Genomic DNA, 15,593 nt, shown 5'->3' with positions numbered 1-15,593 from the left:
GCCTTATCCCTTCAACGATCCCTTGGTGGAGGGAACCGCATCCGGCTGGCGCGGATCGCGTTCGAGAGCCGCGCGCAGCGCGCGCGCCACCGCCTTGAAGCAGGTCTCGGCGATGTGATGGTTGTTGGCGCCGTAGTGATTGGTGACATGCAGCGTGATGCCGGCATTCTGCGCCAGCGCCTGGAAGAATTCGGGCACCAGCTCGGTGTCGAAGGTGCCGATCTTCGGCGATGAGAAGGAAACGTTCCAGACCAGGAAGGGACGGCCGGACACGTCGATCGCGGCGCGCGTCAGCGTCTCGTCCATGGCAAGGTCGATCGAGGCATAACGCATGATGCCGCGCCGCTCGCCCAGTGCCTTGGCCAGCGCCTGGCCGAGCGCGATGCCGGTGTCCTCGACCGTGTGGTGGTCGTCGATGTGCAGATCGCCCTTCGCCCTGACCGTCATGTCGATCAGGGAGTGGCGCGACAGCTGGTCCAGCATATGGTCGAAGAAGCCGACGCCCGTGGCGATATCCGACTTGCCGGAGCCGTCGACATGGACCGCCACGGAGATGTCGGTTTCCTTGGTCTTGCGGCTTGCTTCGGCGGAACGGGGCGGCATCACTCTATCCTTGTCCCAGAGGTTCACATCGTGACCGGCTCAGAGGCTTCAAGCGCTCGCAGGCTTGAAAACGAAAGCCTTCTAGCAGCATGATCCGGCGATTGCCAGTTGCCTCTGACAGCGGTATCGGCCTTGCCAGAGAGCGATTTGCAATCACCGGCCCCATGCATACATATGGCCAATCAAAGTTACTCGTACCGCGCCAATCGCCTTATCGGGATGGCGCTGCTCGGAGCCAGTAAATGTCCAATGAACTGACCATGCACGCCACGACCATCGTGACGGTGCGCAAGGGCAACAAGGTGGTGATCGCCGGCGACGGCCAGGTCAGCCTTGGCCAGACCATCATGAAGGGCAACGCCAAAAAGGTGCGCCGCATCGGCAAGGGCGGCAATGTGATCGCCGGCTTCGCCGGCGCCACCGCCGACGCCTTCACGCTGCTGGAACGGCTCGAGGCCAAGCTCGAACAATATCCAGACCAGCTGACGCGCGCCTGCGTCGAGCTCGCCAAGGACTGGCGAACCGACCGCTATCTGCGCCGGCTGGAAGCGATGATGTTGGTGGCCGACAAGTCGGTGTCGCTGGCGCTGACCGGCACCGGCGACGTGCTCGAACCCGAATTTGGTGTCATGGCCATCGGTTCGGGCGGCAATTACGCGCTGGCGGCGGCACGCGCGCTGATGGACAGCGACAAGGATGCCGAGGAGATCGCCCGCAAGGCGATGCAGATCGCATCCGACATCTGCGTCTACACCAACAACAGCTTCGTCGTCGAAACGCTCGATGTCGGCTGAGCGGGCCGACCATGATCCCGAACGTGGAAACCGGTTTTCTCGGACGAACGGTTCCGTTCGTCCAGAGATCATGGTCCAACAAGAAGATAGCTATGATTTTCGGCCGGTGACCGAGAAAGACCTGCCGATGATCGCCGGCTGGCTCGCCGAACCGCATGTCGCCGAGTGGTGGGACGATCCCGAGATCGAGATCGCGCAGATCCGCGAGCACATCGACTCGATTTCCGTCGAGCCGCTGATTATCGAACTCGACGGCAAGCCGATCGGTTATCTGCAGACCTATGATCCGCATCTGGAGGACGGCCATCCCTATGCCGACCAGCCGTTCGGCACGCTCGGCATCGACCTGTCGATCGGCCGGCCGGAGCTGGTCGGGCTCGGCCATGGCTCGGCAATCGTGCGCCAGTTCGTCGAACAGCTTTTCGACGAAGGCGTGCCGCGCGTCATCATCGATCCTGATCCCGCCAATGTCGGGGCCATCCGCGCCTATGAAAAGGCTGGCTTTGTTGCCTTTGACACCAGAACATCGGAGTACGGGCCTGCCTTGATGATGGCGCGCGACGCGACGCAGGAGCCCAATTGATCAGCGCCGAAACACTCGACAAGGCAGTCGCGAAAGGTTTGATCTCGCAGACCCTGCGCGATCAGTTGGAGGCCATGGAACGCGCGGTCGCTCTCGCCCCCGAGGTCAGGCGCGCCGATGACGAGGGTGACGAGGAAAACCTGCGGCTGGTCGGCGGCGGCAACGATCTGTTCGTCACCGTTGGAACCGTTCTGCTCAGCGCCGGCTTCTTCTTTGTCCTCACCACCTTGCTTCCAGGCCAGACATTCTGGATCGCCGGCATCCTCGCGGTTTTCGCCTGGGGGCTCGCCGAAATTGTCACGCGTCAGCACCGGATGAAATTATCGTCGTCCGTGCTTGCCCTGATTTTCATGGCCGCCATTCTGGCCGCTCTGGCGCTACAAGTGGAGGCCAGCTTCGGCATACGCAAGCCGGAGACCATCTGGCAGCTATTGGCGTTGCGCCAGACGGCGTCCCAGGCCGGATATCTGTTCCTGGGCGGAGGAATAATTGCGGCGGCGATCTATTTCTGGCGCTTTCGCGTCCCCATCATTGCCGGGGCTATCGCCATCGCCTTTACACTGCTTGCCTTCCTGCAAACGGCGATAATCCTGTATGACAGCGTGACAGCGGGTGCGATTGCGCCGCCGCGTATTGAGGATGTTCCCGAATTGCTCCGAGCGGCACTTTACATGCCGCTGATCTGCGGCCTGATCGTGTTCGCAACGGGTGTAGCTTTTGACATTTACGACAGGGATCGACGCAAGATCTGGTCCGATTGCGCTTTCTGGCTGCATGTCGTCTCGGCGCCCATGCTGGTGCATCCGCTCTTTATCATGGCGACCGGCCAGAACGTCGTATTCGGACATATCGCGCCGGACGCCAATGCAACCATCATGCTGACGGTCCTGATCCTTGGCTTCCTCTATGTCGCGCTGGCCATAGACCGCCGTTCGCTTCTGGTTCCTACATTGGCTTACTTCGGCTCGCTGGGCATCTATTATCTGGTGAATTCCGCCTCCGATTCGACGGGTATCCCGCCTTTTGCCTTGATCCTGGTCGTTGTTGGCGCGCTGATTATTCTGTTCGGGGCTGGCTGGCAGCGTATCCGGCGGATTGTGGTCAAACCCACCTTGCCGGCTGCCGTGATCCGCCGGCTACCGCCGCTGAAGGCGTGACAAGGCTTTATGATGATCGAGACGGCGACGCGAAACGAGGGGGAATGAACCGATGACGACACCGGCCACGGAGAGCAGCTATTCGGCCTATGAAGACAGCTGGCGGATGGGGCTTCTGCTCGTCCTCGCCCTGATCATCTTCCAGGCCGGGGCGCTCTACGGCATGGGGCGAACGCCGATCTGCACCTGCGGCTACGTCAAGCTCTGGCATGGCGTCGTGCAGAGTTCGGAGAATTCCCAGCACATTTCGGACTGGTATACGTTCTCGCACATCATCCACGGCTTCCTGTTCTATGCGCTGGCAAGATTCCTGTTCCCGCGTTCGCCGATCGGCTTGAGGCTGGCGTTCGCCGTCTTCATCGAAGGCGGCTGGGAGCTGCTCGAAAACAGCCCGTTCATCATCGAGCGCTACCGCGCCGGCACCATCTCGCTCGACTATTACGGCGACAGCATCATCAATTCGGTGTCCGACACACTGGCCATGGTGCTGGGATTTGTGATGGCGCGAAGGCTACCTATATGGGTGATCGTCAGCCTTGCCATCATCTTCGAACTCGGTACCGGCTATCTCATCCGGGACAATCTGACACTCAACGTGATCATGCTGCTGCATCCGTTCGAGGCCATCAAGCAGTGGCAAAGTGGAATCTAGTGATATGAGCACATTTTCTCCCCGCGAAATCGTTTCGGAACTCGACCGTTTCATCATCGGCCAGAAGGACGCCAAGCGCGCCGTGGCTATCGCCTTGCGCAACCGCTGGCGCCGCCAGCAGCTGGAAGGCCAGATGCGCGAAGAGGTGATGCCGAAGAACATCCTGATGATCGGGCCGACCGGCGTTGGCAAGACCGAGATTTCGCGCCGCCTGGCGCGGCTCGCCGGTGCGCCTTTCGTCAAGGTCGAGGCGACCAAGTTCACCGAGGTCGGCTATGTCGGCCGCGACGTCGAACAGATCATCCGCGACCTGGTCGAGATCGCCATCGGCCTGGTGCGCGAGAAGATGCGCGAGGACGTCAAGGCGCGCGCCCACGTCAACGCCGAGGAACGCGTACTGGAAGCATTGGTCGGCAAGACGGCGAGCCCGGCCACCCGCGATAGTTTCCGCAAGAAGCTGCGCGACGGCGAACTCGACGACAAGGAGATCGAGGTCGAGGTCGCCGACACCGGCGCTGGCGGCATGCCCGGCTTCGAAATCCCCGGTATGCCGGGCGCCAATATCGGCGTGCTGAACATCAACGACATGCTGTCGAAGGCGATGGGCGGCAAGAAGACCAAGATGCGCAAGACGACGGTGAAGGAATCCTACGACCTGCTGGTCAACGACGAGTCCGACAAGCTGCTCGACCAGGACGAGGTGGTGCGCCGGGCGCTCGATGCGACGGAGAATGACGGCATCGTCTTCCTCGACGAGATCGACAAGATCGCGTCGCGTGAAGGCGGCATGGGCGCCGGCGTTTCCCGCGAAGGCGTGCAGCGCGACCTGCTGCCGCTGATCGAAGGCACCACGGTGGCGACCAAATACGGACCTCTGAAGACCGACCACATCCTGTTCATCGCCTCGGGTGCGTTCCACGTGTCCAAGCCGTCAGACCTGTTGCCGGAATTGCAGGGCCGCCTGCCGATCCGGGTCGAGCTGCGGGCGCTGGAGAAGGACGATTTCGTCCGTATCCTGACCGAGACAGAGGCCAGCCTGATCAAGCAGTATATCGCTCTGATGAAGACCGAGGGCGTCGACCTGACCTTCACCGACGACGCGATCGATTCGCTGGCCGGCATTGCCGTCGACCTCAACGCCAGCGTCGAGAACATCGGCGCAAGACGACTGCAGACAGTGATGGAACGGGTGCTGGACGAAATCTCCTACGACGCGCCCGACCGCAACGGAACCAGCGTCACCATCGACGCCGCCTATGTGGAAAAGCATGTCGGCGACCTGTCCAGGAATACCGACCTGTCGCGGTTCATCCTTTGAACGACGGCGCCGGAACGTTCCGGCGCCGGTCCAGGCAACATTTTCCGGCCAGCAAAATCATGTGTGGCCAGATGGTATCATCTGGCCAGCTTTCGTAGTGCCGGGTGAAGGGGCGCTCTCGACTCGACCAAGAGCTTTACCTAGTTTGCGCGGCAATTCTCGATCTCTTGGTTTGACGCAATTCCGGAAAACCGTTTCACACTTTTCCTGGAATTGCTTGGGCGGCGGGTGCATGAAAAAACTGATCCTGGTTATTCTCGGCTTGACGCTGGCGGCGACGCTGTTCGCCGCCGAGGCAGCGACATTGGTGCCGCCGGGAAATCGCAATGCCGTGCAGCCCGATATTCCGGGCGCGTCCAGCCGGCGCACGCAAGCGACCAACACCAGCTTCCAGGCGAAGTACCGCAAGGTCTACGCCCTGCTGCAGAACGACGCCGAATTGCGCGGCAAGATCAAGAAGGCAGCAGCCACCTACGGCATCGATCCCCTGCACATCGTCGGTGCGATCGTCGGCGAGCACACCTACAATGTCGACGCCTATGACCGGCTGCAGACCTACTATGTCAAGGCGATCTCCTATCTCTCCAGCAAGCTGTCCTTCGCCTATGACGGCGAGGACATCACCGATTTCGTGCAGCGGCCGGAATTCAAGAAATGCGCCGCAATGTCCGACAGCTACGATCTGTGGGAATGCCGCGAACAGGTGTGGAACCGTTCGTTTCGCGGCAAGTCGGTCGGCGGGACGAGCTTTCCCGACGACCGTTTCGGCGCCACCTTCTTCCAGCCCTATTATGCCGGCCAGACCTTCGGCCTGGGCCAGCTCAATCCGCTGACCGCCCTTCAGATGAGCGATCTGGTGCACAAGGTTTCCGGCCTGCCGAAGCTCGACGTCGGCGATCCCAATTCGGTCTACAAGACCATCATGGATCCCGACCTGACGCTGCCCTACGTCGCGGCGACGATCCGGAAATCGATCGATGCCTACAAAAGCATTGCCGGCTTCGACATTTCGGGCAATCCCGGACTGACCGCCACGCTCTACAATGTCGGCAATCCGGAGCAGCGCGCCGACGCGCTGAAGGCGGAGAACGACAGGCGCCGCGCCGCCGGCGAGCCGGAGAAGCTGCCCGAGGAGAATTATTACGGCTGGTTGGTCAACGACAAGCTGGCTGAGCTGAAGGCGTTGTTTTAGCGGGTTTGAGCTCAGGCCGCCAGCAACGACTTCAGCTTCACATCCTGCGATCCCAGCGCTTCCGGCGCCGGCTTCGCCCGTTTGCCGATCAGCATTTCGGCCAGCCTGATGTCGCGGGCGACCGCATTGCCGGGGCCGACGCCGCTGGCCGCCACCAGCCTGCCGTCTTCAGCCAGATGGAAGAGGATGAAGGCGCCATCGCCGAGGTCGCGGCGCACGGTGCTGCGGCCTTCGTCGGACAGCCCGGCGATCTGCAGGCTCAGGCCGTATTGATCCGACCAGAACCACGGCACCGCCGTATGTGCCTCGCCGGCGCCGAGCATGTTCCTGGCCGCCAGCGCGCCCTGCTCCTGGGCGTTGCGCCAGGCTTCCAGCCGTACGCGGCGGCCGCCATAGACGGCGAGCGGAAACGAGCAGCAATCGCCGGCGGCAAAGATGTCGGGATCGCTGCTGCGCAGCTCGGCATCGACGGCAATGCCGTTGTCGATCGCCAGCCCAGCTTCGGCCGCAAGCCCGGTCACCGGCACGGCGCCGATGCCGATGATCGCGAGGTCGGCGACGATTTCCCGGCCGCCGGCAAGCGCTATGCGCACCTTGTTGCCGTCGTCGGCGATGGACGCGATGCCGTCCCCGCACAGAATATCAACGCCCTCGGCGATGTGTGCATCGTGGATAATTTCGGCGATCTCGGCCGGCACGCCGCGCATCAGGATGCGCGGCTGCGCCTCGATAACGGTGACCGCAGCGCCTAGCTTGCGGGCCGCGGCCGCGAGTTCGAGACCGATGAAACCGCCGCCGATGATGGCGATGCGGTTGCCGGCGGTGAGATGCGCACGAATGGCGAGCGCATCGGCAAAGGTGCGGAGATAGACGCAGCGCGGACCCAGTCCCGGCATCGGCAGCTTGCGCGGCGTCGAACCGGTTGCCAGCAGGAGCTTGTCGTAAGGCAGGACCGATCCGTCCGACAGGCGCACCGCATGCGCCGCGCGATCGATCGCCACGGCCTGGACGGAATGTATATGCCGGATCGATTTCTCGGCCAGAATGGCGTCGCTGGCGATCGCCTTGATCTCGGGCGCATCGCTGGCCATCGCCTCCTTGGACAGAGGCGGGCGCTCGTAGGGCAGATGCGGCTCGTCGCCGACCAGCGTCACCGGCCCCCGATAATCGAGGTCGCGCAGCGCCAATGCCGCCCGCCCGCCGCATTCGCCGGCGCCGATGATGAGCATCCCCCCCGCCATGTCAGTCATCCGATCTGGATCAGGACTTTGCCGGCATCGACCTTGACCGGATAGATCTTGAGATTGACGCAGACCGGGGCGCCGCGGGCGTCACCCGTCTTGTAGTTGAAGCGGCCATTGTGCTTGGGGCATTCGATGATGTCGTCCATCACCAGCCCATCGGCCAGGTGCACCTTTTCATGCGTGCAGAGGCCGTCGGTGGCGAAGAACTCGTCGTCGGGGCTGCGATAGATGGCGAAGGAGCGGCCGCCATGATCGAAGCGCATCACATCCTCCTCGTCTATGTCGCCGGTGGCGCAGGCCTCGACCCAGTCACTCATTGATTCATCCTTCAAAAATCGGGCCTCCCTGGAAATCCGGACGACCGAGCAATCATTCCGCCGCAGCGGCGACGGCGTTGTCGTGGAATTCCTCTCGATAAGGCCTGGCGGTCGGCGGCAGCTCGCGCTTGAGGAAATAGTCCTCGTTGCGCAACTGGCGCAGGAAGGCCGGGATCATCTCGCGATACCCGGCCAGGATCGACGGCGTCGGCGCCGGCAGGTCGTGCTTGATCAGTTCGTGCAGCTTCGGCAGCGCATGATAGGGGACCATCGGGAACATGTGATGCTCGACATGGTAGTTCATGTTCCAGTAGATGAAGCGGCTGATCGGGTTCATGTAGACGGTGCGGCTGTTCAGCCTGTGGTCGGTGACGTTATCGGCCAGGCCGCCATGCTGCAGCAGCCCGACCATGACGTGATGCCAGGCGCCATAGAGCCTGGGCAGGCCAACCAGCATCAGCGGCAGAAACGAACCGGTGTAGAACGCCAGCGCGATGGTGGCGGCATAGATCGCCGTCCAGATGCGGGCGATCCGGATCGCCTTGGGCTGTTCCTGCTCGGGAATGAAGGTCTTTTCCGCCGCGCTGATGTTGCCGGCGGCGTTGCGCAGCATATCGCTCATCGCATGCCAGGCGTCGAGCACGCCGACGAAGCCCAGGACGGCGCGAACCAGGTCCGGCGGCCGCATGACCGAGATTTCCGGGTCGCGGCCGACGATGACGGTGTCGGTGTGGTGGCGCGTGTGGCTCCAGCGCCAGGTCACCGGATTGCGCATGATCATGAAGCAGGCGATCTGATAGACCACATCATTCATCCACTGCGTCCGGAAGGCGGTGCCGTGCCCACATTCGTGCCAGCGTGAATCCGTCGAGGAGCCGTAGAGGACGCCATAGACGAAGAAGAACGGCACGCACCACCAACTGCCCCAGAACCAGGCGCCGCCGGCGCCGCTGACGATCAGCGCGGCGAACCAGATCGCCGTATCGCGGATCGCCGGCCCGTCGGAGCGCTGCATCAGCTCCTTCATCTGCTTGCGGGACACGTCGGTGTGATACCACTCGGCGGCCGACAGGCCGGTCTCGACGGCGAGCTTGGCGTCGCGGCCGATCAGGCTGTAGTCACGCCGGGACGGCGCAGTGGACATGATTTGCCTCCCTCGGCAAAGGCATCCGCCAGAGCGAATGCCATGAAATCCTTTGGCTTCGAGCGTCAAAGTAACGCCGACTGATGATAGACTCAACATCACAAAGATAGTTTCTATCATTTCCCATCAGGATGATGTACGAAGGCTCAAGCAAACCCGACGAGGCAAGCATGGTGAAGCGGCCGACAATATCAGATTTGGCGCGCATCTCGGGCGTCAGTGTCGCCACCGTCGACCGCGTGCTGAACAACCGGCTGCCGGTGCGCGAAGAGACAGCGCGCCGCGTCTACGAGACCGCTACCGATATCGGCTACCACGCCGCCGGCCTGATCAAGCAGCGCATGCGCCAGGAATTGCCGGAGTACCGGCTGGGCTTCCTGCTGCTGCGGGGCAATGATGCCTTCTACGGCGACTTCGCGCGGGAACTTGAACTGGCCATCTCGCAATCGCAACGCTTCCGCGGCGTTGCGACCATCGATTTCGCCAGTTCCCTGGCTCCCGACGAGATCGCCTCCCAGATGCGCAGGCTGGCGGCGAAATCGAGGGCCATCGCCGTTGTCGGCCCGGACCATCCGACCCTGACAGCGGTCGTGGAAACCTTGAAGGCGAGAGGGCAGCCGGTCTTTTCGGTGCTGTCCGACTTTGCCGCCGGCATCCGGGAGGGCTATATCGGCCTCGACAACCGCAAGGTCGGGCGCACCGCCGCATGGATGATCTCCAAAGCAGCCAAGCGGCCTGGCAAGGTCGCCCTCTTCGTCGGCAGCCACCGCTTCCACGGCCATGAGCTGCGTGAGATCGGCTTTCGCTCCTTCTTCCGCGAGCACGCGCCGGAGTTCAGCGTGCTTGAAACGCTGGTCAATCTGGAAGCCAACCAGGTGACCCATGACGCGATGATCGATCTTCTGGCGCGCTATCCGGATCTTGCCGGCTGCTACGTCGCGGGCGGCGGCATGGAAGGCGCGGTTTCGGCGCTGCGGGCAGCGAAGCCCGCGACCATGCCGGTGGTCGTCTGCAACGAGATCAACGCCGAGTCGCGCGCGGCACTCGCCGACAACATCCTCACCATGGTGATCTCGACCCCGCTCGCCGCTTTGTGCCGTGAGCTTGTCGACCTGATGGCGCATGCCATCGAAACCGGCGCCGCCAACGCTCCGGGCCAGACCTTCCTGCCCTTTGACATCTACCTGCCGGAAAACATCTAGCCCGCCGCCGCGCAAGCCCGCCGAGGCAAATGATAGAATCCATCAGAGCGATGCGTAAATCGGCCCGCAGGCCGCGGAATCGCCCTTGACGCCCCGATGTGAAATGGAATAAATATTTCATCATCTGTGTATTTTGGTTCTTTCGTTCCGGAACATCTGTTTCAAACAGAGGGCTTGACGTTCCAGCCAGGAGGCAAGCGTCATCCGGAATAGAAAAGATATCAGGGAGAGATTCCCCGGGGAGATCGGGGATTCCGGATAAATCGGTGAAACCGGACACCAATATGTGGAGGAGAAACACAATGAAGAAATTGATTTTGGGCGTCGCCTTCGCGGCGCTGATGAGCTCATCCGCCTTGGCCGCCAAGGTTGGCGTGTCGATGGCCAAGTTCGACGACAACTTCCTGACCGTGCTGCGCAACGGCATGATCGAGCAGGCCAAGGGCATGAGCGGCGTGGAGCTGCAGGTCGAGGACGCGCAGAACGACGTTGCCAAGCAGCTCGACCAGATCAAGAACTTCGCCGCCTCGGGCGTCGATGCCATCATCGTCAACCCGGTCGACACTTCGGCCACGCAGGCGATGTCGGATGCCGCGGCGGCCGCCAAGATCCCGCTGGTCTATGTCAACCGCGAGCCGGTCAATGTCGACACGCTGCCCGACAACCAGGCCTTCGTCGCCTCGAACGAAGCCGATTCCGGCACGCTCGAGACCAAGGAAGTCTGCCGCCTGTTCAAGGAAGCCGGCAAGAAGGAAGCCAATGTCTATGTGATCATGGGCGAGCTTTCCAACCAGGCCGCCGTGCAGCGCACCAAGGACATCGACGATGTGATCGCGACGCCGGATTGCAGCTTCATCAAGATCATCGACAAGCAGACGTCGAACTGGAACCGCGACGAGGCGCAGAACCTGATGACCAACTGGCTGTCGACCGGCAAGCCGTTCGACGGCGTCATCGCCAACAATGACGAAAGCGCCATCGGCGCCATCCAGGCGATGAAGGCCGGCAACATCGACATGAAGGCGGTTGTCGTCGGCGGCGTCGATGCCACCCAGGACGCGCTGGCGGCCATGCAGGCGGGCGACCTCGACGTAACCGTGTTCCAGGACGCGGCCGGTCAGGGCGCCGGCGCTCTCGATGCGGCGCTCAAGCTCTCGAAGGGCGAGAAGGTCGAGCACAAGGTCTACGTGCCCTTCCAGCTGGTGACGCCGGCCAACATCGACAAGTTCCTGAAGAAGAACTGAGCCGCCAACGGTTCGATACGGAGCGGCGCTCTCGATCGCGACAGCGCCGCTCCCCTCTCTCCCTCGGCGCCGGCACGGCGCGAGGGCGACCGCGGCTGATGGAGGACAGGATACGTGGCACAGACATCTCATGGCGTCGGCGGCGTCGGCTATGATGCGAGGAAGCGCACATGGCCGGCCGAGTTCAATGTTTTCCTGGCATTGGTCATTCTCGTCGTCATCTTCGAACTGATCGGCCGCGTCTTTCTCGGCGACAGCTTCCTGTTCAACACCCGCAGCGACGTCGGCGGCATCTTCAACGAAGCGCGCCTGCAGATCATCATCCTGCAGGTGTCGATCGTCGGCATCATCGCCATCGGCGTGACGCAAGTGATCATCACCGGCGGCATCGACCTGTCCTCGGGCTCGATCGTCGGCGCGACCGCCATGATCGCCATGAGCTTCGCCCAGGTGGCGACGGTCAACGGCAACCCCAATCCCAAGGCGATGTTTTTGGCGCAAGGCTGGACGGACCTGCCTGTCATCGTGCCGCTGCTGGTGGCGATCGCCTGCGGCCTGTTTGCCGGCCTGGTCAATGGCGCGCTGATCGCCTACACGCGCATTCCGCCGTTCATCGCCACGCTCGGCATGATGGTGACCGCGCGCGGCATCGCGAAATGGTGGTCCAAGGGCCAGCCGATCTCGTTTCCCACCGAGAGTTTCGCCGGCATCGGCAAAGGCCTGATGCCCGTCGTCATCTTCCTGTCGCTGGCCATCCTGTTCCAGCTGATCATGACCTACACCAGGTACGGCAAGCACTGTTACGCGATCGGCTCCAACGAAGATGCCGCGCGCATGTCCGGCATCAAGATCGCCAACCACAAGATCCTGGTCTACGTCATCGCCGGCATTCTCGCAGCGCTCGCCGCTGTGGTGCTGAGCTCCAAGAACCTGACCGCGCAGTCCGGCATGGGCGTAATGTACGAACTCGACGCCATCGCCATGGCGGTCATCGGCGGCGTCTCCCTGTCGGGCGGCCGCGGCTCGATCATCGGCACGGTGATCGGCTCGCTGATCTTCGGCGTCATCATCTCGGGCTTCACCTTCCTGCGCCTCGACGCCTACTACCAAGAGATGGTCAAGGGTGTGATCATCGTCGGTGCGGTGGTTCTCGACCAGTGGCGCCAACGCCTGCGGGCAATGAGGGCATGACCATGTCAGACATCGTCCTGAAGACCGAAAACCTGACCAAGCGCTATGGCGGCGTGCACGCGCTGGAAGGCGCGAATTTCGAGCTGCGCAAGGGCGAGCATGTCGCCATCATGGGCGACAACGGCGCCGGCAAGTCGACCTTCGTGCGCCAGATCACCGGCGTCGAGCAGCGCACCAGCGGCCAGATCTGGTTCGACGGCAAGGAAGTGAATTTTGCCGGACCGATCGAGGCTCGCACGGCGGGCATCGAGACCGTGTTCCAGAACCTGGCGCTGGCCGACGATCTCGACGTGCCGTCGAACCTGTTCCTCGGCCGCGAGAAGGTGCTGTTCAACCTCGGCCCGTTCTCGATCCTCGACCGCAAATACATGCGCAAGGCGACCGAGGCGGCGCTCGTCCGCACGGCGGTGAAGATCCCCAATCTGTCCAACACCATCCGCCACATGTCGGGCGGCCAGCGCCAGTGCGTGGCGATCGCCCGGACCGCGACCTTCGCCTCCAAGCTGATCATCATGGACGAGCCAACGGCTGCCCTTGGCGTACAGGAGACCGCGCAGGTCGAAAACATCGTCCGCACGCTCAAGGACAATGGCGAGCCGCTGATCCTGATCAGCCACAATATGCGCCAGGTGTTCGATCTCTGCGACCGCATCGTCGTGTTCCGGCGCGGCCGCATCGTCGCCAATCTGCGCAAGGAGAACACCGACGGAAACGACATCGTCTCCTACATCACCGGCGCCAAGACCGGTGAGGCGGAACTCGCGGCCTAAACAGGATGGTCATCCTGTTTTCTGGCGCGCTCGAAAAATAGCCTTGCCACCTTCCCCCAAAAGGAAGGTGTGGACACAACTCTCTCTAACCCATCCCCCCAGAGGAAATATCATGACCGTTCGCTTCGCTCTCCTCGGTGCCGGCCGCATCGGCAAGGTCCACGCCCGCGCCGTCGGCTCCAACCCGCAGGCCAAACTGGTTGCCGTTGCCGACGCGTTCGAGAAGGCCGCCAAAGAGCTGGCGAGCGCCTATGGCGCCGAGGTGCGCAGCATCGACGCCATCGAAAAAGCCGGGGATATCGACGCCGTCGTCATCTGCACGCCGACCGACACCCATGCCGATCTGATCGAGCGCTTCGCCAAGGCCGGCAAAGCGATCTTCTGCGAGAAGCCGATCGACCTCAATGTCAAGCGCGTCGAGAAGTGCCTGGCCGTGGTCGAGAAGACCAAGGCGACGCTGATGGTCGGCTTCAACCGCCGCTTCGATCCGCACTTCGCCGCCGTGCGCAAGGCGATCGACGACGGCGCCATCGGCACCGTCGAGATGGTCACCATCACCTCGCGCGATCCCGGCGCGCCGCCGATCGACTACATCAAGCGCTCGGGCGGCATTTTTCGCGACATGACCATCCATGATTTCGACATGGCGCGCTTCCTGCTCGGCGAAGAGGTCGTGGCGGTCAGCGCCCATGCCTCGGTGCTGGTCGACAAGAAGATCGGTGCTGCCGGCGATTTCGATAGCGTCAGCGTCATCCTGGAAACCGCTTCCGGCAAGCAGGCCGTCATCTCCAACTCGCGCCGCGCAACCTATGGCTACGACCAGCGCATCGAGGTGCATGGTTCGAAGGGTATGATCGCGGCCGAGAACCAGCGCCCGGTGTCGATCGAACTGGCCAACGAGAAGGGCTATACGCGCCCGCCGCTGCACGACTTCTTCATGACCCGCTACCTCGACGCCTACGCCATTGAGATCGCCGCGTTCATCACAGCCGCGACCTCGGGCAAGAAAGCGTCGCCGAGCGGCGCGGATGGGCTGGTGGCGCTGAAACTGGCCGATGCGGCGCTGAAATCAGCAACGACCGGCAAGACCGTCCGTCTCGACAAGTAAGAACCCTTGGAAAGAACCACAGGAGCAGAGCGATGAGCGGAACAGCCGGTCGCAATTCACAGACACGCGCCATCGTCACCGGTGGCGCCCAGGGAATCGGCTTTGCCGTTGCCGAAGCGCTGGCCGACGAGGGCTGCCGGGCACTGGCGCTCATCGGCCGCTCGCAGGAGAAGGGCGACAAGGCCGTCGCCCATTTCAAGAAAGCGGGCGTCGACGCGATCTTCATCAGCGCCGACGTCTCTAAAGTGGCCGACTGCAAGCGCGCCGTTGCCAACGCGATCTCGCATTTCGGCACCATCAACGCGCTGGTCAACGCCGCCGCGACATCGGCGCGCGGTTCGCTGGTCGAAACCAGCGAAGAGCTGTTCGACACCATCTTCGACACCAATGTGCGCGGCCCGTTCTTCCTGATGCAGGGCGTGGTGGCGCATCTCTTGGAGAAAAAGGCACCCGGCTCGATGGTCAATGTGCTGTCGATGTCTGCGCATACCGGCCAGTCGTTCCTGACGCCCTATTCGACCAGCAAGGGGGCGCTGATGACGCTGACCAAGAACGTCGCCAATGCCTATCGCCACAACCGCATCCGCTGCAACGCGGTGCTGCCCGGCTGGATGGACACAGAGGGCGAGGACATCGTGCAGAAGAAATGGCACGATGCGCCGGACGACTGGCTGGCAAAGGCCGAAGCGGCGCAGCCGATGGGCCAGTTGGTGAAGCCGGACCAGCTAGCACGGTTGATCAGCTACATGGTCAGCCCGCAGTCGGGCGTCATGACCGGATCGCTGGTCGACTATGACCAGAGCATTGCGGGGGCTTCGCCGGAATAGGATCGGCGAGTCTAGCGGAAACGCCCATAATTTCGTCATCCACGGGCGGAGCAAGGAGCGTAGCGACGCGGCGCAGACCCGAGGATCCATGCCGCGACTTCTGAGCGTTGCTGCGGTGCGAAATTCTGCTCCGATGCACTCCACGGCTGAGGTCACGGCATGGATCCCAGGGTCTCCGCGACGGAGCTTCGCTCCTGCTCCGCCCAGGGATGACGAAGTTTGGGTGCTTCGGCCATCCCGAATTGTC

Annotated in this window: 16 protein-coding genes; 12 read left to right on the top strand and 4 right to left on the bottom strand. The window is 62.6% G+C overall.

The features are described 5' to 3' along the window. Positions 1–3 precede the first annotated feature (3 nt). Positions 4–603 carry an imidazoleglycerol-phosphate dehydratase HisB gene (gene hisB, locus NKI99_RS12940; RefSeq protein WP_352611028.1) on the bottom strand — a complete coding sequence of 200 codons (600 nt, stop codon included), beginning with the start codon at positions 601–603 and terminating at the stop codon, positions 4–6. Between the two features lie 242 nt (positions 604–845). Between hisB and hslV the strand changes: the two genes are divergently transcribed. The 6 genes from hslV (at position 846) to NKI99_RS12910 (ending at position 6,299) form a co-directional block, all read left to right on the top strand. Beyond that, the gene (hslV, locus tag NKI99_RS12935; protein WP_023810644.1) at positions 846–1,397 is read left to right on the top strand and encodes an ATP-dependent protease subunit HslV; all 552 of its coding nucleotides are present in this window, start codon (positions 846–848) and stop codon (positions 1,395–1,397) included. A gap of 70 nt (positions 1,398–1,467) precedes the next feature. Beyond that, positions 1,468–1,980, top strand: coding sequence for a GNAT family N-acetyltransferase (locus tag NKI99_RS12930; protein ID WP_352611027.1), 513 nt, complete (start codon positions 1,468–1,470; stop codon positions 1,978–1,980). Further along, positions 1,977–3,137 (top strand): hypothetical protein, encoded by a 1,161-nt coding sequence (locus tag NKI99_RS12925; RefSeq protein ID WP_352440523.1) that lies wholly within the window; start codon positions 1,977–1,979, stop codon positions 3,135–3,137. The genes NKI99_RS12930 and NKI99_RS12925 overlap by 4 nt, the downstream gene beginning before the upstream one ends. Positions 3,138–3,189: 52 nt before the next feature. Then, a complete protein-coding gene (locus NKI99_RS12920; RefSeq protein WP_352440524.1) occupies positions 3,190–3,789 on the top strand; it encodes a DUF2585 domain-containing protein in 600 nt (199 codons plus the stop codon). A gap of 4 nt (positions 3,790–3,793) precedes the next feature. Then, a complete protein-coding gene (gene hslU, locus NKI99_RS12915) occupies positions 3,794–5,107 on the top strand; it encodes an ATP-dependent protease ATPase subunit HslU (RefSeq protein WP_023810648.1) in 1,314 nt (437 codons plus the stop codon). Between the two features lie 232 nt (positions 5,108–5,339). After that, positions 5,340–6,299 (top strand): DUF1402 family protein, encoded by a 960-nt coding sequence (locus NKI99_RS12910; RefSeq protein ID WP_352611026.1) that lies wholly within the window; start codon positions 5,340–5,342, stop codon positions 6,297–6,299. 11 nt (positions 6,300–6,310) lie between these two features. Here the strand turns inward: NKI99_RS12910 and NKI99_RS12905 are convergent, their stop codons facing one another. From NKI99_RS12905 to NKI99_RS12895, 3 genes are read right to left on the bottom strand one after another with little or no spacing between them, the layout of a single operon-like run. Beyond that, the gene (locus NKI99_RS12905) at positions 6,311–7,549 is read right to left on the bottom strand and encodes an NAD(P)/FAD-dependent oxidoreductase (protein ID WP_352611025.1); all 1,239 of its coding nucleotides are present in this window, start codon (positions 7,547–7,549) and stop codon (positions 6,311–6,313) included. Beyond that, the gene (locus NKI99_RS12900; protein ID WP_352611024.1) at positions 7,546–7,860 is read right to left on the bottom strand and encodes a MocE family 2Fe-2S type ferredoxin; all 315 of its coding nucleotides are present in this window, start codon (positions 7,858–7,860) and stop codon (positions 7,546–7,548) included. Before NKI99_RS12900 ends, NKI99_RS12905 begins: the two co-directional genes overlap by 4 nt. 52 nt (positions 7,861–7,912) lie before the next feature. Next, positions 7,913–9,004, bottom strand: a complete 1,092-nt coding sequence (locus tag NKI99_RS12895; protein WP_352611023.1) for a fatty acid desaturase family protein — start codon at positions 9,002–9,004, stop codon at positions 7,913–7,915. Positions 9,005–9,174: 170 nt separating this feature from the next. Here NKI99_RS12895 and NKI99_RS12890 point away from each other — a divergent pair, with 170 nt between their 5' ends. The 6 genes from NKI99_RS12890 (at position 9,175) to NKI99_RS12865 (ending at position 15,346) form a co-directional block, all read left to right on the top strand. Next, on the top strand, positions 9,175–10,206 hold the full coding sequence (locus tag NKI99_RS12890; protein WP_023810652.1) for a LacI family DNA-binding transcriptional regulator: 1,032 nt from the start codon (positions 9,175–9,177) through the stop codon (positions 10,204–10,206). Positions 10,207–10,508: 302 nt separating this feature from the next. Beyond that, complete coding sequence (locus NKI99_RS12885) at positions 10,509–11,450, top strand: sugar ABC transporter substrate-binding protein (RefSeq protein WP_024502009.1); 942 nt, start codon at positions 10,509–10,511, stop codon at positions 11,448–11,450. Positions 11,451–11,564: 114 nt separating this feature from the next. Beyond that, entirely contained in the window at positions 11,565–12,641 is a 1,077-nt protein-coding gene (locus tag NKI99_RS12880) for an ABC transporter permease (RefSeq protein WP_023810654.1), read from the top strand. A 2-nt stretch (positions 12,642–12,643) separates the two neighbouring features. Continuing rightward, positions 12,644–13,411 carry an ATP-binding cassette domain-containing protein gene (locus NKI99_RS12875; RefSeq protein ID WP_023810655.1) on the top strand — a complete coding sequence of 256 codons (768 nt, stop codon included), beginning with the start codon at positions 12,644–12,646 and terminating at the stop codon, positions 13,409–13,411. Positions 13,412–13,523: 112 nt separating this feature from the next. Further along, complete coding sequence (gene iolG, locus NKI99_RS12870; RefSeq protein WP_352554658.1) at positions 13,524–14,519, top strand: inositol 2-dehydrogenase; 996 nt, start codon at positions 13,524–13,526, stop codon at positions 14,517–14,519. Positions 14,520–14,551: 32 nt separating this feature from the next. Beyond that, positions 14,552–15,346, top strand: coding sequence for an SDR family oxidoreductase (locus tag NKI99_RS12865; protein ID WP_352611022.1), 795 nt, complete (start codon positions 14,552–14,554; stop codon positions 15,344–15,346). Positions 15,347–15,593: the final 247 nt, after the last annotated feature.

This window comes from Mesorhizobium sp. M0239, from assembly GCF_040321815.1.
Classification (GTDB): domain Bacteria; phylum Pseudomonadota; class Alphaproteobacteria; order Rhizobiales; family Rhizobiaceae; genus Mesorhizobium.
Note: the sequence above shows the minus strand (reverse complement) of the source record. Positions and strands in the feature narration are given on the sequence as shown.

Bases quoted from the DNA above. Each gene is read 5' to 3' on its own strand.
- NKI99_RS12885 (WP_024502009.1), top strand. From the start codon at position 10,509: ATGAAGAAATTGATTTTGGGCGTCGCCTTCGCGGCGCTGATGAGCTCA.
- iolG (WP_352554658.1), top strand. From the start codon at position 13,524: ATGACCGTTCGCTTCGCTCTCCTCGGTGCCGGCCGCATCGGCAAGGTC.
- NKI99_RS12905 (WP_352611025.1), bottom strand. From the start codon at position 7,549: ATGACTGACATGGCGGGGGGGATGCTCATCATCGGCGCCGGCGAATGC.
- NKI99_RS12910 (WP_352611026.1), top strand. From the start codon at position 5,340: ATGAAAAAACTGATCCTGGTTATTCTCGGCTTGACGCTGGCGGCGACG.
- NKI99_RS12920 (WP_352440524.1), top strand. From the start codon at position 3,190: ATGACGACACCGGCCACGGAGAGCAGCTATTCGGCCTATGAAGACAGC.
- NKI99_RS12875 (WP_023810655.1), top strand. From the start codon at position 12,644: ATGTCAGACATCGTCCTGAAGACCGAAAACCTGACCAAGCGCTATGGC.
- hslV (WP_023810644.1), top strand. From the start codon at position 846: ATGTCCAATGAACTGACCATGCACGCCACGACCATCGTGACGGTGCGC.
- NKI99_RS12865 (WP_352611022.1), top strand. From the start codon at position 14,552: ATGAGCGGAACAGCCGGTCGCAATTCACAGACACGCGCCATCGTCACC.
- NKI99_RS12900 (WP_352611024.1), bottom strand. From the start codon at position 7,860: ATGAGTGACTGGGTCGAGGCCTGCGCCACCGGCGACATAGACGAGGAG.
- NKI99_RS12895 (WP_352611023.1), bottom strand. From the start codon at position 9,004: ATGTCCACTGCGCCGTCCCGGCGTGACTACAGCCTGATCGGCCGCGAC.
- hisB (WP_352611028.1), bottom strand. From the start codon at position 603: ATGCCGCCCCGTTCCGCCGAAGCAAGCCGCAAGACCAAGGAAACCGAC.
- NKI99_RS12890 (WP_023810652.1), top strand. From the start codon at position 9,175: ATGGTGAAGCGGCCGACAATATCAGATTTGGCGCGCATCTCGGGCGTC.
- NKI99_RS12930 (WP_352611027.1), top strand. From the start codon at position 1,468: ATGGTCCAACAAGAAGATAGCTATGATTTTCGGCCGGTGACCGAGAAA.
- hslU (WP_023810648.1), top strand. From the start codon at position 3,794: ATGAGCACATTTTCTCCCCGCGAAATCGTTTCGGAACTCGACCGTTTC.